This window comes from Curtobacterium sp. Leaf261 (genome assembly GCF_001422205.1).
GTDB lineage: Bacteria > Actinomycetota > Actinomycetes > Actinomycetales > Microbacteriaceae > Curtobacterium.
Genome location: NZ_LMMJ01000009.1, coordinates 98659 through 112931, shown reverse-complemented (window position 1 = coordinate 112931; position 14273 = coordinate 98659). Strand labels below are relative to the sequence as shown.

The 14273-nt window shown below is 69.7% G+C and carries 11 protein-coding genes; 3 read left to right on the top strand and 8 right to left on the bottom strand.

The features are described 5' to 3' along the window. Positions 1 to 36: 36 nt before the first annotated feature. A complete protein-coding gene (locus ASF23_RS11635) occupies positions 37 to 1584 on the bottom strand; it encodes a DUF2142 domain-containing protein (protein ID WP_082474088.1) in 1548 nt (515 codons plus the stop codon). After that, positions 1581 to 2522, bottom strand: a complete 942-nt coding sequence (locus tag ASF23_RS11630; protein WP_055953558.1) for a glycosyltransferase family 2 protein — start codon at positions 2520 to 2522, stop codon at positions 1581 to 1583. Before ASF23_RS11630 ends, ASF23_RS11635 begins: the two co-directional genes overlap by 4 nt. A gap of 207 nt (positions 2523 to 2729) precedes the next feature. Between ASF23_RS11630 and ASF23_RS11625 the strand changes: the two genes are divergently transcribed. The 3 genes from ASF23_RS11625 to rfbA are packed head-to-tail and all read left to right on the top strand — an operon-like array spanning position 2730 to position 5936. Continuing rightward, positions 2730 to 4418, top strand: a complete 1689-nt coding sequence (locus ASF23_RS11625; RefSeq protein WP_055953556.1) for a DUF2142 domain-containing protein — start codon at positions 2730 to 2732, stop codon at positions 4416 to 4418. Between the two features lie 40 nt (positions 4419 to 4458). Beyond that, positions 4459 to 5076, top strand: coding sequence for a dTDP-4-dehydrorhamnose 3,5-epimerase family protein (locus ASF23_RS11620; protein ID WP_055953552.1), 618 nt, complete (start codon positions 4459 to 4461; stop codon positions 5074 to 5076). Beyond that, positions 5073 to 5936, top strand: coding sequence for a glucose-1-phosphate thymidylyltransferase RfbA (gene rfbA / locus ASF23_RS11615; protein WP_055953549.1), 864 nt, complete (start codon positions 5073 to 5075; stop codon positions 5934 to 5936). Before ASF23_RS11620 ends, rfbA begins: the two co-directional genes overlap by 4 nt. 144 nt (positions 5937 to 6080) lie before the next feature. On the opposite strand, the gene ASF23_RS11610 is transcribed toward rfbA, so the two are convergent. The 6 genes from ASF23_RS11610 to ASF23_RS11585 all read right to left on the bottom strand — a co-directional run bounded on the left by ASF23_RS11610 (position 6081) and on the right by ASF23_RS11585 (position 14197). Further along, on the bottom strand, positions 6081 to 7232 hold the full coding sequence (locus ASF23_RS11610) for a glycosyltransferase family 2 protein (protein WP_235510876.1): 1152 nt from the start codon (positions 7230 to 7232) through the stop codon (positions 6081 to 6083). A gap of 37 nt (positions 7233 to 7269) precedes the next feature. Beyond that, complete coding sequence (locus tag ASF23_RS11605) at positions 7270 to 8202, bottom strand: glycosyltransferase family 2 protein (RefSeq protein WP_055953542.1); 933 nt, start codon at positions 8200 to 8202, stop codon at positions 7270 to 7272. Beyond that, complete coding sequence (locus tag ASF23_RS11600) at positions 8199 to 9341, bottom strand: glycosyltransferase family 4 protein (protein WP_055953539.1); 1143 nt, start codon at positions 9339 to 9341, stop codon at positions 8199 to 8201. Before ASF23_RS11600 ends, ASF23_RS11605 begins: the two co-directional genes overlap by 4 nt. Then, positions 9338 to 10591 carry an ABC transporter ATP-binding protein gene (locus ASF23_RS11595; protein ID WP_055954355.1) on the bottom strand — a complete coding sequence of 418 codons (1254 nt, stop codon included), beginning with the start codon at positions 10589 to 10591 and terminating at the stop codon, positions 9338 to 9340. The genes ASF23_RS11600 and ASF23_RS11595 overlap by 4 nt, the downstream gene beginning before the upstream one ends. 59 nt (positions 10592 to 10650) lie before the next feature. Beyond that, positions 10651 to 11553, bottom strand: coding sequence for an ABC transporter permease (locus tag ASF23_RS11590; protein ID WP_055953537.1), 903 nt, complete (start codon positions 11551 to 11553; stop codon positions 10651 to 10653). Positions 11554 to 11626: 73 nt separating this feature from the next. Continuing rightward, complete coding sequence (locus ASF23_RS11585; protein ID WP_055953534.1) at positions 11627 to 14197, bottom strand: glycosyltransferase; 2571 nt, start codon at positions 14195 to 14197, stop codon at positions 11627 to 11629. Positions 14198 to 14273 lie beyond the last annotated feature (76 nt).

Sequence of the window (14273 nt, the reverse complement as noted above, 5' to 3'; positions counted from 1 at the left end):
TCCTTTACGTGGCCGTTGACACAGTCGCCGGACAGTCTAGTGAGTGGCTTCCGGTGTCGCTCTGTCGCGCACGGAGCGCCAACTCGCGACGACGAGGGCGACCAGCGACACGAGCATCAGGACGACGACGACCGCGAGCGCCCCCCGTCCACCGGGCGTCAGTGACGCCAGGTGCGCGAGCCCGGTCCTCGTGATCGTGGTGTGCGCGCCCTCCCAGAACCCGCGGTAGGCGATGCTCAGCCCGTAGAGCGCGACGACGGGGGCACCGACGACCACCGCGAGTCCGAGGCGACGCCGGAGGACCGGTGACCGGTCGGTGAGCCGCAGACACCCGATCACGCACAGCGCCACGACGGGGACGAGCGCGACGAACAGGTACCGACCCTGCGCGGCCGCGATCTGGTGCAGGGCGTCGTACGCCGACCAGTTCGTCCGGAGCAGCAGCAGCGCGGGGACCACCGGGAACACGGCGAGGACGAGCGCGGTCCGTCGGTGCGGTCCGCGCGCGAAGGACGCTGCGACGGCGACGAGCACGGCGAAGGAGAGCAGGTCGGTCAGGATCGGGGACATCGGGTACTGCAGCTTGCCGAAGTACCCCCAGAAGCTCGCCGTCACGCCGTCCCACTCGTGGTTGACGAAGTACCCGAGGTCCGGACCGGTTCCCGGGTCCCACGGCACGGCGGCGCGGGGGAGGCCCTCCGGCTGCAGCGTGCGGTGGACGACGAGGTTCCGCACCCACCACCAGGCGCCGACGAGACCGGCGGTTGCGAGCACCAGGAGCGTGTCGAGCAGCCGCCGACGGAGCTGCGGCGTCCGGCCCGCGAGCGGGGCGGCGACGAGCGTCGCGATCGCGGCGAACGGGACCGCCGGGAGGCCGGTGCCCTTGAACCAGGCGGCGAGTCCGGCGGCAACACCGAGTCCGAGGAGCGTCGGGAGGCGGCGCTCGCCGGTCAGCACCCGGGCGACGAGCCATGTCACGACGGCGCCGAGGAGGATCACCGGGGGGTCGTTCGACACCGAGGCGCCGATGTGCACCACCTGCGGCACCGCGAGGACGGCGATCGCGCCGACGATCGCGATCCGGGGGGACCCGAGCAGGCGCCGGAGCGTCATCCACGTCAGGAGCGGCACCGGCGCGACGAACCCGACCCCGAGGAGACGGAGCATGAGCACCGTGAGGTCCCAGCGCACGTGCTCGAACCCGACCGCGCGGAGCACACCGGCCGCGATGAGGTACCAGGTCGGCGGGTGCTGCGTCATCTGGTCGACGCGTGTGGTCTCGCCCGGGTGGTCGCGCAGCAGCTCGCCCCAGGTGGGTCGGTCCGCGGCGGGCGTCGAGGCCGCACTCGACTCGGCCTCTTGCACGGCGGCGAGCACGCGCTCCTCGGCGGGTGCGACGTACCCGTCACCGAGCGCCAGGTGCAGCGCGGTGTCGATGTGGGCGGTCTCGTCCGGCGCCTGCAGCACCGGTACCAGGAGTGCCGATGTGGCCCCGAGGAGCACGAACGCCGCGGTGAGGAGCGCGACGAGCAGACGCTCGCCCCGGCTCGACCGGCGCACCGACGGATCGAGCCGGCTGCTCAATCGCCGTACCTGAGGAGCTTCTGGAGGTCGAGGGTGTCCTCCGCCAGGGTCCGGTTCAGCCTGGTGAGGTCGGCGACGACGCCGATCACCATCGCCAGGAGCGCGGTGATGACGAGGACGACGCCGAGCAGGAGGGACTGCACGTGGTCCCCGCCGGCGTCCGTCTCGCGGAGGATGAGGTACCGCACGAACGGCACGAGCCCGCCGATCGCGAGCAGTGTGCTGATCCAGGCGAACAGCGCGATCGGCCGGTACATCAGGTAGACCCGCACGATCGCCGAACCGGACTGGAACATGTGCTGCCAGATGTTGCTGAACAGTCGGGACTCGCGGGTCTTCGGGTTCGTCCGGATCGGGATGCTCGTCACCGCCAGCCGCTTGTAGCCGGCCTGCACGATGGTCTCCATGCAGTAGCTGAAGCGGGTCACGATGTTCAGGCGGATCAACGCGTACTTGGAGTAGGCGCGGAACCCGCTCGCCGCGTCCGGCAGGTCCACGCCCGCCGCGATGCTCGCCGCGCGACTCCCGAGGGCCTGCATGCTGCGCTTGAACCGGGAGAAGTGCTCGATCGTGCGCGTCTGGCGGTCCCCGATGACGATGTCGGCCTGCCCGGCGACGATCGGCTGCACGAGCTCGGCGATCGACTCCTGCGGGTACTGGTTGTCGCCGTCGGTGTTCACGACGATGTCGGCGCCGTGCAGCAGCGCGTAGTCGACCCCGTCGCGGAAGGACCGGGCGAGTCCCATGTTCCTGGTGTGCCGCACGAAGTGCCGGACCCCGAGGGCCTCGGCGACCTCCCGCGTCCGGTCGGAGGACCCGTCATCGATGACGAGGATCTCGATCTCGTCGATGCCGTCGATCGAGGTGGGGATCGTCTCGATGACGGAGGCGAGTGTCGCCTCCTCGTTGAGACAGGGGATCTGCACGAACAGTTTCACGGGATGGGGGTCCTGGAGGTCTCGTCGACGGTCGTCGGGGAACGTCGGTCGGACGCTCGAGTCCCGAGAAGTCTATGCACACCGCGGCCGTGCCGGTCGCGGTGGGTCCGCCTGCGTGAGCGGCCTCCCGCGCATAAGCTGTTCCGGCCGAACCCGATCTCGGCCGACGCTGACATGCACGCCCGACGACGTCCCTGGGGAGACCACGTGACCGTGAACACCGAGCCGGACCCCGACGCTTCGTCGGGTCAGGACCCGGACCGGACCCTCCACGACGAGACCGGCACCAGCACAGCGGGCGGCTCCGACGACGTCGGCAGCGCGCACCTCCCGACGGCCACGGCCGAGCACCCCGCGGCGGAGCACGCCGTGGCCGAGCACCCTGCGGCGGAGCACGCCGTGGCCGAGCACCCTGCGCCGGAGCACCCGACGACCCTGCGGCAGCGGCGCGCCCGGCCCCGCACCCGGTCCGTCGTGCAGTTCGTCGCCTTCCTCGTCATCTTCCTGCTCGGGGGAGCAGCCTTCATCGCGGCGACGCCCCCCGGCCAGAACTCCGACGAGCCGACGCACGTCCTCCGCGCGTGGCAGGTCGCCCACGGTGGTCTGGTGTCGACCGAGGCGGAGAACGTCCCCGACGTCCGCGACGGCACCGCGGGCGGCATGGTGTCCTCGGCGCTCAACGAGTTCTTCGAGGGCGCCCAGGTCAATCGCGGGTTCGACGAGACGGCGCTGTTCAACGACATCGACTGGGCCAAGCTCGGCACGATCACCGACGACGGCAGTCGCTCGTGGGCGACGTTCACGAACACCGTGCAGTACCCACCGGTGGCCTACGTCCCGCAGGTCGTCGCGATCTGGGTCTCCGACGCACTGCACTTGCCGGTCCTCGCCATGATCGAGCTCGGCCGGGTGTTCGGGCTCCTGTCGGTCGCGGGACTCCTCTTCGCGGCTGCCAAGATCACCCCGGTGGGCCGTCTCGCCGTCTTCGCCGTCGGCCTCCTGCCCTCCACCATCGGGCAGGCGGCGGCGTTCAGCGCGGACGGGGTCACCATAGCGCTGTCGGTGTTCGCGACGACGCTCGTGCTGCGGTACGCCCTGCGGCGGGCCCCGGTCGGCGCCCGCGGGTGGATCGCCCTCGCCGTCGTGTTCGCGGCGATCGCGTTCGTGAAGCCCACCTACGCCCCGCTCGCGGTCATCGCGGTCGTCATCCCGGTGCTGAACGTCCACGCCCGTCGGATCTGGGCGCTGGTGAGCACCGCCGCCGTCGTCGCTGTGGCCGGCGGCCTCACGCTCCTCTGGCTCCACCTCACGTCATGGGTCTCCGCGGGCGTGAACCCCGCCAACGACCCCGCGCTGCAGAAGACCTACGTCCTCCATCACCCGCTCGCCCTGGTGAAGGCGTTCATCAAGAGCGTGGTGCTCGACGGCCCGACCGGGCTCACGGACCAGAAGGGCGAGATCTGGCGAGGCGTCTTCGGGGACTTCGCCTGGCTCCGCGCACCGCTCCCGATGCTGTTCGTCCTGCTCCTGACCGTCGGACTCGTCCTGTCGATGCTCGTGGTCGAGCCGCGGGAACGGGCCGACATCGCGCGTCTCCGCCACGGCGTCCTCTGGCGCGTCGGTGTCGCCGTGACGGTCGTCATCGTCGTCGGTGCCGTCGCCGCCGCGCTGTACATCTACTACACGCCGACCTACGGGACGGTGCTGATGGGACTCCAGGGTCGGTACTTCCTGCCGGTGCTCGTGGCGCTGATGCTGCTGTTCGTCGGCAACCGCGTCGTGCGGCAGAAGCACGTGTGGGTCTACGTCTTCGCGGCGTCCGCGGTGTCGGTGCTCGCCGCGCTCGTGACGATCGATCTCCGGTTCTACAACGCGATCCTGCCGGTCCTCGCGTGAGTCGACACCCCGTTCCCGGCGTCCGCGCTAGGCTCTCGGGGTGCAGATCCGCGAACTGAAGATCCCCGGAGCGTGGGAGTTCACGCCCGTCCAGCACGGCGACGCCCGCGGGGCGTTCCTCGAGGCGTACCGGGCCGACGTGCTCGAGCAGACGGTCGGGCACCCGCTCGACCTCCGCCAGGTGAACATGTCGATCTCCTCGCGCGGTGTCGCGCGGGGCATCCACTACGCCCTCGTCGCGCCGAGCCAGGCCAAGTACGTCACCGCGGTGCGCGGGGCGTTCATCGACTACATCGTCGACATCCGGGTCGGGTCCCCGACCTTCGGCCAGTGGGACTCGGTGCGCATCGACGACGTCGACCGCCGGGCCGTGTACCTGTCCGAGGGCCTCGGCCACGCGATCGTGGCACTCGAGGACGCGAGCACCGTCAACTACCTGGTCAGCGCGCACTACGACCCCGAGCGCGAGAAGGGGATCAGCATCCTCGACGCCACGGTCGGGCTGGAGCTGCCGGACGACATCGGCGAACTCGTGCTGTCGCCGAAGGACACCGACGCCCCGACCCTCGAGCAGGCCGCCGAGCTCGGGTTGCTGCCGACCTACGACGAGGCCGTCGCCTACACCGAGTCTCTGCGCACGAAGGGGGCAGCACGATGAAGGGCATCATCCTCGCCGGGGGCTCCGGCACGCGGCTCTGGCCGATCACCAAGGGCATCTCCAAGCAGCTGATGCCGATCTACGACAAGCCGATGGTCTACTACCCGCTGTCGACGCTCATGATGGCCGGCATCCGCGAGGTCCTCGTCATCACGACCCCGGAGTACAACGACCAGTTCCGGGCGCTTCTCGGTGACGGTTCGGCCCTCGGCATGGAGATCAGCTACGCCGTGCAGCCCTCGCCGGACGGCCTCGCGCAGGCGTTCATCATCGGCGAGGACTTCATCGGCGACGACAGTGTGGCGCTCGTCCTCGGCGACAACATCTTCCACGGCGTCGGCCTCGGGTCGAACCTCCGGAAGAACGCCGAGGTGGCCGGGGCGACGATCTTCGCGTACCACGTGTCCGACCCGAAGGCGTACGGCGTCGTGGAGTTCGACGACGACTTCAAGGCGGTCTCGATCGAGGAGAAGCCGAAGGAGCCGAAGTCGAACTACGCGGTCCCCGGCCTGTACTTCTACGACAACCACATCGTCGAGATCGCGAAGACCATCGAGCCGAGCGCGCGGGGCGAGCTCGAGATCTCGACGGTGAACGAGCGGTACCTCGAGCAGGGCGACCTGCAGGTCCAGGTCCTCGACCGCGGGACCGCGTGGCTCGACACCGGCACGTTCGAGTCGATGATGCAGGCGTCCGAGTACGTCCGCGTGATCGAGGACCGGCAGGGCCACAAGATCGGCTGCATCGAGGAGATCGCCTGGCGGAACGGCTGGATCGACGACGACGCGCTGGCCGCGCTCGCAGCACCGCTCGCCAAGAGCGGCTACGGCGTCTACCTGCAGCGCCTGCTGGACGCGTAACCCACGGGGTGACCGCGTCCGCCGACGCGGTGACCCGCAGCAGTGCCGGACGGGAGGCCCGGATCACGTGACCGACACAGGTCGCGTGATCCGGGCCTCCCGTCCGTCTCCACGGGTGGTGACCGCGCGACTGCGCGGGTGGGTTCAGCTGCGGATCCTGGCCCTGATCTGCCGGACGGTGTCACCGGCGCGGTCTGCCAGACGGACCACCTTGCGCGCGCGGAGCGCACGGATCTCGTGCTCGCGGGCACTCGCGAGCGTCTCGAGTGCGGCGACGCGGAGCCCGAGCCGACGTTCGCTCGCGGTCGATGACTCAAGGGCGGTGGTCGCGGTGTCGAGCTCGGCGTGGAGCGTCTCGAGAAGTCGGTCACGCTCGATCAGGGCACGGCCCACGTCGGTGAGTCGGCGGACCTCGGCCGGGTCCATCGCGACACCTGCCGTGTCGTCGAGCGGCCGGTCGATGCTCGCGAAGAACTCGACGAGGGCGTCGTCGCGTCGGAACCCACCGTGCTCGGCGTCCGCGTCGGAGACGTGCCGGAGGGAGTAGTAGGCGGGCAGCAGACCGAGCTGCAGCCGGCGGTAGTCGCGCATGCCGTGGTGGTTCGGGCTCGGGGTCAGGTCCGGGTTCGCCTCGTACGCCCGTCCGGTGGCCTCGACGCGCTGCACGTACTGGTCGAGCGACCGCCACGGGAAGTGCAGCACCTCGAGTTCCAGTTCCTCGGGCACGGGAGCGCCGTTCGCCACGCTGACCTGGTGGTTGCCCTGGACGACCGTGACGTCCGGGGTACCGACGTGCACCGCGTTCGAGGACGGTTGGGCGATGAGCCCGACAGCTGCCAGCGCTTCCGGTGACCGCTCGTCCCGCCAGACCAGACGACCGATCCCGGCACCGTGCGTCGCCATCGGACCGACCATGTTGACGACGGGCACGACGAACGCGCCGATCGCCGGGTCCAGCCGCTCGAAGACGTCGTGCAGCGTCAGGGAGCGGTCCTTCGCGATGAGGAACTCGTCCGCGTCGGCGTTCACCACCCAGTCCGCGCCGTGCTCGGTGGCCGCGTCCCTCGCCATCCGGGTCACCGTCTGGCTCTGCTGCTTGCGGTGCTCCGGATCGTGCCGGAGATCGACCTCGACCCGACCCGACGCGGCGAACTCCTCGAGCACCTCGCGCGTGCCGTCCACGGAGCCGTTGTCGGTGATGATCATCACGTCGACGCCCTGCGCGACGTGGTGGTCCAACCACTGCACGATGATGTCCGCTTCGTCGCGGACCATGAGGGTCACTGCAAGTTTCATTCGGGATCCTGATCTCGGGGGTTCGGGAGGAACGGTGCTACAGCGTCCGACCAGGAAGTCTGCCTCGGACACCGAGCGCGACGCGGAGTGCCACGCGGAGGGGCCACAGGTACCACCCGTCGTACTTCGCCGCCAGGAAGCGGTACGCACTCCGGTGGTGTGCTCGTCGCATGCTGTCCGAGGCACCCCGTGTCGAGTGGGCACCGACGTGCACGACCCGCGCGGCCGGTTCGTAGACGTTCCGGTACCCGGCGCCCCCGAGCCGGTACCCGAGGTCGACGTCCTCGAAGTACATGAAGTAGCGCTCGTCGAACCCGTTGATCTCGGTGAACGCGGTCCGTCGGACGAGCAGGCAGGCACCGGAGAGCCACCCGACGTCGCGACGGGACGACCCGTCGCGATCGCTGTGGTAGGCCTTCGTCCACGGGTTCGACGGCCAGACGTTCGCGAAGAGCGCGTGCCCGAGGCCGGTCCTGAGCGAGGGGATCCGCCGGGCGGAGGGGTAGACGGTGCCGTCGAGCTCGACGATCGCCGGACCGACGGCGCCGACCTCGCGCGCCGCGGGCTCGGCCCCGGTCGTCGCCACGGCCACGGCCCCGGTCCCGTCCTCGGCCGCCGTCGCCGTCGCCGTCGCGAAGAGGACGTCGATGCTGCCCGGGTCGAGCACCACGTCGGGGTTCGACACGAGGACCCATCCGACGTCATCCGGGAGCGCCGCCACCCCGCGGTTGATCGCGGTCCCGTAGCCGGCGTTGCGTTCGAGCTCCAGGAAGGTGCCGCCGGCCGACTCGGTCGCCGCCCGGAGCGCGTCGGGGTCGGTGGACCGGTTGTCCGCGACCACGACCGGGGTGTCGGTCGTCGACGCGAGCGCCACGGACGCGAGGAAGTCGGAGAGGTACCGCCCGGAGTTGTAGCTCACGGTGACGATGCCGACACGGGGTGACGGCGTTCCGGAGTCGTGCGTGGTCACCGGTCATACACCTCGATGTGTCTGCGCGCGCATGCGGCCCAGTCGAACGTCGCCGCACGGTCGACACCGGCACGGCCGAGTCGCCGCCGCTCGTCGTCGTCGTCGAGGAGCCCGGCGAGCCCGTCGCGGATGCCCTCGACCGTCGGCTCGACGTACCGCACCGCGTCACCACCGACCTCGGGGATCGCCAGCCGCGCCGTCGTGAGCACGGCCGAGGCGCACGCCATCGCCTCGAGCACCGGCAGGCCGAAGCCCTCGCCGATGCTCGGGTAGGCGACGACCTCGGCGCCGCCGAGGAGGCTCCGCAGCTCGTCGACCGGCAGGTACCCGAGGTACCGGACGGGTGACCCGGGGCGGTCACCGGCGGTCTCCAGCGCGGCACGGGCGTCGTCGTCCCAGCCGATGCCACCGGCCACGAGCAGCGTCGGCACCGGCTCGCCGGCGGAACCGGGCGTGAGCGCGGCGTGCGCGGCGATGAGGGAGGCGACCCGCTTGCGGGGCTCGACGGTGCCGAGGAAGGCGACCCATGCCTCCCGACCGTCCAACTGGTGCGCCTGCCGGAAGCGGGCCAGGTCGCTCTCCGACGGGCGGTGGAAGACGGTGCTGTCGACGCCGAGGTGCGCGACGACGTTCGGCACGGCGGGGGACCGATGATCGGGGACGAACCGGGCGATCTCGGACGCGGTGGCCGCGCTCGGGGTGACGGTCGCCGCCGCTCGGGCCCGGGCCGCACGGGTCCAGACCCGGAAGAACGTGCGCTTCAGGCGGCCGTGTGCGGACGGGTCGCTGAAGAAGGTCGCGTCGTGCAGCGTGACCACCGTGCGCCCCGCGCTGACCAACGGGAACGTGTAGTGCGGGCTGTGCAGGGTGCGGGCACGGAGCGTGAGGACGACGAGCGGCAGGACGAGCTGCTCCCACACGAGCCGGAGCGGGCGAGCGGAGACGTACCGTGGGGCCAGTACGTACCTGTGGCCGGGGGCCTCGGTGCGGAGCCAGTCGAGGTCCGCACGCTTCACGACCACCGTCACCGAACGGTCTTCCGCACGGAGACCGGCGAGCAGGCCCGCGATGTACCGTGCGACGCCACCTCGGTTCGCCGGGATCGAGGTGGCGTCGACGAGCACCGGCAGCTCCGTCAAGCGGAGAGCTCGCGGGCGGACGTCGTGACGCGGTGCATCCCGAGGTGCTTGGGATCGTCCGACATCACGAACCGCGCGGAGTCGCGCATGATCGCGATGTGCTCACCGGTCGGCTCCGCGAGGAACGCGTGGATGAAGTACGGGCCGGGGCCGAACCGCAGGTCCTCGAGCCGGTACTCGACGGTCGTCGAGCCGACGAGCGGGTCGCCCCAGTAGCCGATCTTCCGGCTGTCCGTGCCGTAGACCAGGTGGCCGAACTGGTTCTCGATCTTGAACCCGGAGCTCCAACGCTCGAGCGGCGTCGTGTGCGAGAGGGTCATCCGGATGATCAGGTCGTCACCCGGCTGGAGCTCCTCGCCGGGGGCACGGCCGGGGGACTCGATCGTCACGGCGTCGACCGACCCGGGCGTGACCTCTTCCGGCTCGTCGCCGGCGGCCTCGGCCTCGGCGATGCGCCGACCCTCGAGGATCTCGCGGAAGTTCTTGACCGCGAGTCGTGCGGACCCCTGGAACTTCACCTCGCCGTGGTGCAGGACGACGGCCTGGTCGCACAGCTCCTGCACCTGTCCGAGCGCGTGGCTGACGAGGACGATGGTGCGGCCCTGCTGCTGGAACTCGCGGATCTTGTCGAGGCACTTCTTCTGGAACTGCTCGTCGCCCACCGCGAGCACCTCGTCGACGAGGAGCACGTCGGGGTCGGTGTGGATCGCCACCGCGAAGGCGAGCCGGACGTACATGCCGGAGCTGTAGAACTTCACCTGGGTGTCGATGAAGTCGCCGATGCCCGAGAAGGCGAGGATGTCGTCGAACTTCTCCTCGGCCTCCTCTTGGGTGAGCCCGAGGATCGCCGCGTTCAGGAAGACGTTCTCGCGGCCGGTGAGGTCCGGGTGCATGCCGGCGCCGAGCTCGATGAGTGCCGCGAGGCGGCCGCGGCGTGCGACCGACCCCGTCGTGGGCTCGAGGATCCCGCCGATGACCTTGAGCAGCGTCGACTTGCCGGAGCCGTTCGGTCCGAGGAGTCCGACGGTCGTGCCGGCCTTGATCTCGAGGTTGACGTCCCGGAGCGCCCAGAAGTCCTCGCTGTTGCGGCGACCTGCCCGACCGAGCGTGACGATCCGCTCCTTGAGGGAGTTGTCCTTGCGGATGACGAACCGCTTGGAGACGTCCTTGATGCTGACGACGGTCGGGGCGTTCTCGAACTCCTCGCCCGCGGCGTCCGTCGGGACGATGATGTCGTTGTCGATCGACATGGTCATGACCTCTCCTGCCCTGTGGTGCGGTCCTGCGTCGTGCCTGTGTTCCGCACCGCTCAGATCTCCTGCGCGAAGTTGCCCTGCAGGCGGGCGAACACCCGCTGGCAGAAGAAGAGCGCGACGAGCCCGATGACGATGGCGATCACGAGGCGGAGCAGCATGTTCTCCGGGTACTCCTCGGGTCCGCCCGCCATCCAGAACGCCCGGTGGAACCCGAGGACCGCGAGGGTCACGGGGTTGTTCTCGTAGATCGGCAGGATCCAGCTGATCCCGGCGCCGATCGCGCGGTCGTGGACCATCTTCCAGGAGTAGACGATCGGGGACGCCCACATGAGGAGCATCATGAGCACCTCGACGAGGTACGCCATGTCGCGGAGGTAGACGTTCAGCGCGGAGAAGAGCACGCCGACCGCGGTGGCCCAGACCAGCACGACGATGGTCGCCGGGAAGAAGTACAGGATCGAGGCGTTCCAGGGGAACTCGCCGAACGCGGCTGTGGCGATCAGCAGGATGACGAGCTGGATCGCGAAGTTGAACAGCGCGCCGCCGACCGCGGACAGCGGGTAGATCTCGCGCGGGACGTAGACCTTCTTGAGGAGCCCGGCGTTGGCGACGATCGACCCGGTCGCGCCGGAGAGGATCTCGCTGAACAGCCCGTAGAGCGTCAGTCCGGCGAAGATGTAGATCGCGAACTCGGGGATCGCCCGCGACGACCCGAGGATCTTGCCGAGGATGAGCCAGTAGATGCCGAGCTGCACGAGCGGGCGGATGAGCGTCCAGGCGAACCCGAGCGCGCTGTCCTTGTACCGGGACTTGAGGTCGCGGCGGATGAGGAGGTCGAGGAGCTGACGCTGCCCGAAGATCTCGCGGAGCGAACCCCAGGTGCCGCCGGCGGGGCGGCCGGCCGGGACGAGCGGTTCCTCGCGGAGTCGCTCGAATCTGTCGGACACGATTGTCATCAGTGGAACCTCACTCGTCGGACGAACAGGAAACTATACCTCGGGGCGCCGGACACGGGCCGGACCCCCGGCGTCAGCGCCCGTTCTTGCTCTCCCGCATGGTCCTGACCCGGTTCTGCACCTTGTCGCGGAGCCCGGAGACCCCGACGTCCTGCAGGTAGTGACGGGCGAGCAGCACGTCGCGCCGGATGCCGTGGCGGCTGTTCGCGATCTGGTGGAACCGCAGTTCGCGCTGACGGACGGGGCTCATCGCGATGCGCTCGCGGACCGCCCCGGCAGACGCGCCGGCCGGCAGTGCCGCGTCGTCCGCGCGGTCCGCCGCCGGGTACGGGTCCTTGCAGAACTCGACGAGCGGCGCGAGTGCGCGCTCCCAGGTGAACTCCTCGCGCACGCGCTGGACGGCGCGGCGGGCGCGTCCGGCTGCCTCGTCGTCGTAGAGCATCGACTCGAGTGCTGCCGCGAGGGCGTCGACGTCGCGCTCCTGGACCGCGACGCCCATGCCTTCGGCCGCGACGAGGTCACCGAAGCTGTCGCCGCCGGTCGTCACGATCGGCAGGTTCGCCCACATGTAGTCGAGGATGCGCGTGCGGAACGAGAACGTGGTCTCGATGTGCGCGAAGTGTGTACTGACCCCGACGTTGGCCTCGGTGAGGTAGTTCTGCCGGTCGTCGAGGGCGACCCACTGCTCGTTGAAGAACACGTGCTTGCCGGTGAGGCCGAGCTGCGCGCTGAGCTCGCGGGTCTTCGCCACGATCGCCATCTCGGGCACGTCCGGGTTCGGGTGTGCGACGCCCAGGAAGAAGAGCTTGACGTCGTCGTGGCGCTCGGCGACCTGCGCGACGGCACGGACGAGGGTCGGGGTGTCGAACCAGTTGTAGATGCCACCGCCCCAGATGATCACCTTGTCGTCCTCGCCGATGCCCGGGACCACGCCGCGGATCGCCTTGCGGGTGTGCTGCGGCGGGGTGGAGTCCATGCCGAACGGTGCGATGGCGATGAGCTTGCCGAGGTTCTCGTCGGCGAGGTAGTTCGCCGGGTTGACGCGCCCGAGCGCCGCGAGCTGCCCGAGCCAGAACAGGCGCTGCCGCTCGGAGGCGCACAGGAAGAAGTCGCCGCGCTCGAGCTGGGCGTTCACGACGCCCGTCGTGGCCTCGACCTGGGCCTTCCAGCCGGAGTCGCCGTTGTCCCTGGCCTGCTCGAGCTGCTCGAGGTGCATCGGGTCGTACAGGTCGACGACCATGATCTTGTTCGAGCGCTGCAGCGTCTGGAAGTGGTGGAGCGCGTACCCCTGGAAGAAGATGACGTCGGCCCACTCCTCGTGGGACTTCATGTGGCGCTCGTGCTGCAGGGGGACACGCTCGACGAGGAACTTGTCCGACTTGCGGTTCGCCACGTTCCAGGTGAGGAGGCGCACGTCGTTGTTCGCACTCAGTGCCTCGGCGATCTTCCAGGCGCGCATCCCGGGGCCGGCCATCTTCTCGCCGAGGGCGTCGCCGGTGATCACGAGGACCCGCTTGCGCTCCATCGGCTGCTCGACCTGGAACGCGTTGCTGATGCCCTCGAAGCCCTCGAGGTAGTACGGGTCCTCGAACAGCGGGTGGAAGGCGTTCCCGAACAGCGGGAAGATCTCGGTGTCGGTGCGGACGCGCGCGCTCTGGATGCGGCGCCGCTCCTCCTGCAGCCGCGGCAGGTCCGCGACGAACTGGTCGAGGGCGAACAGACCGGCGACGGTGTCCTTCGCGACCGGGGTGGTGCTGTCGAACTCGTCCTCTGCGCCGACGAACTTCCGGATGTCGAACGCCGTCGAGTCGAGCCCGCTCTTGGCCACGGCGCGACGGGCCAGCAGCGCGAGGGCCGCCGGCAGGTAGGTGCCGAGGCTGTCGTCGGAGAGGTTCTTGTAGAGCAGGTGCAGCGCGTTCCGCTCGAGCAGGTACATCTCGCGGTACTCGCCGAAGGACTTCATCGAGCCGTGGTGCTTGTGGAACACGACCGACGTCGGGACGTACCGGACCCGGTAGCCGAGCAGGTTGAGGCGCCATCCGAGGTCCACGTCGTCGTAGAACATGAACAGGCCCTCGTCGAACCCGCCGACCTCGAGGAACACCGAGCGGCGGACGAACAGCGCGGACCCGGTGCCGAAGAGCAGGTCCTTCTCCTCGTCGTGCGTGCCGTCGTCGATCTCGGTCACGTGCGCCTTGTAGCCCATGCCGAACCAGCTGAGACCGGACTCGACGAAGTCGATGGCTTTGCCGTCCCAGTCGAGGACCTTGCTCGCGACGGCGGCCACCCGGGGGCTCTCGGCGAAGCCGGTGAGGCCCGCCCGGATCCAGTTGCGGTCGGGCTTGGCGTCGTTGTTGAGGAACGCGACGAACTCGCCGGACGCCTCGTTCGCGCCGAGGTTCGACCCACCCGTGAACCCGAGGTTCTCGGTGGAGACGACGAGCTTGACGTTCTCCTGGTCGCCGATCGCCGCGCGGAGCCGGCTCTCGCTGTCGTCGCCGGAGCCGTTCTCGACCACGACGATCTCGAGCTGCTTCGTCGGCCAGTCCACCTCGTTGAGCCGCGCGACGCACTCGAGAGTGTCGTCGGTCCCGCGGTAGTTGATGATGACGACGGAAACGGTGCCCGGGGTGGTGACGGTCAAGACGTGATCTCCTGGAGAGTTCGATGATGGTCGGCGGCGCTCGGGCCGAGGACAGTGTAGCCAGCACTCCTCGACA

Bases quoted from the DNA above. Each gene is read 5' to 3' on its own strand.
- ASF23_RS11590 (WP_055953537.1), bottom strand. From the start codon at position 11,553: ATGACAATCGTGTCCGACAGATTCGAGCGACTCCGCGAGGAACCGCTC.
- ASF23_RS11610 (WP_235510876.1), bottom strand. From the start codon at position 7,232: ATGAAACTTGCAGTGACCCTCATGGTCCGCGACGAAGCGGACATCATC.
- ASF23_RS11595 (WP_055954355.1), bottom strand. From the start codon at position 10,591: ATGTCGATCGACAACGACATCATCGTCCCGACGGACGCCGCGGGCGAG.
- rfbA (WP_055953549.1), top strand. From the start codon at position 5,073: ATGAAGGGCATCATCCTCGCCGGGGGCTCCGGCACGCGGCTCTGGCCG.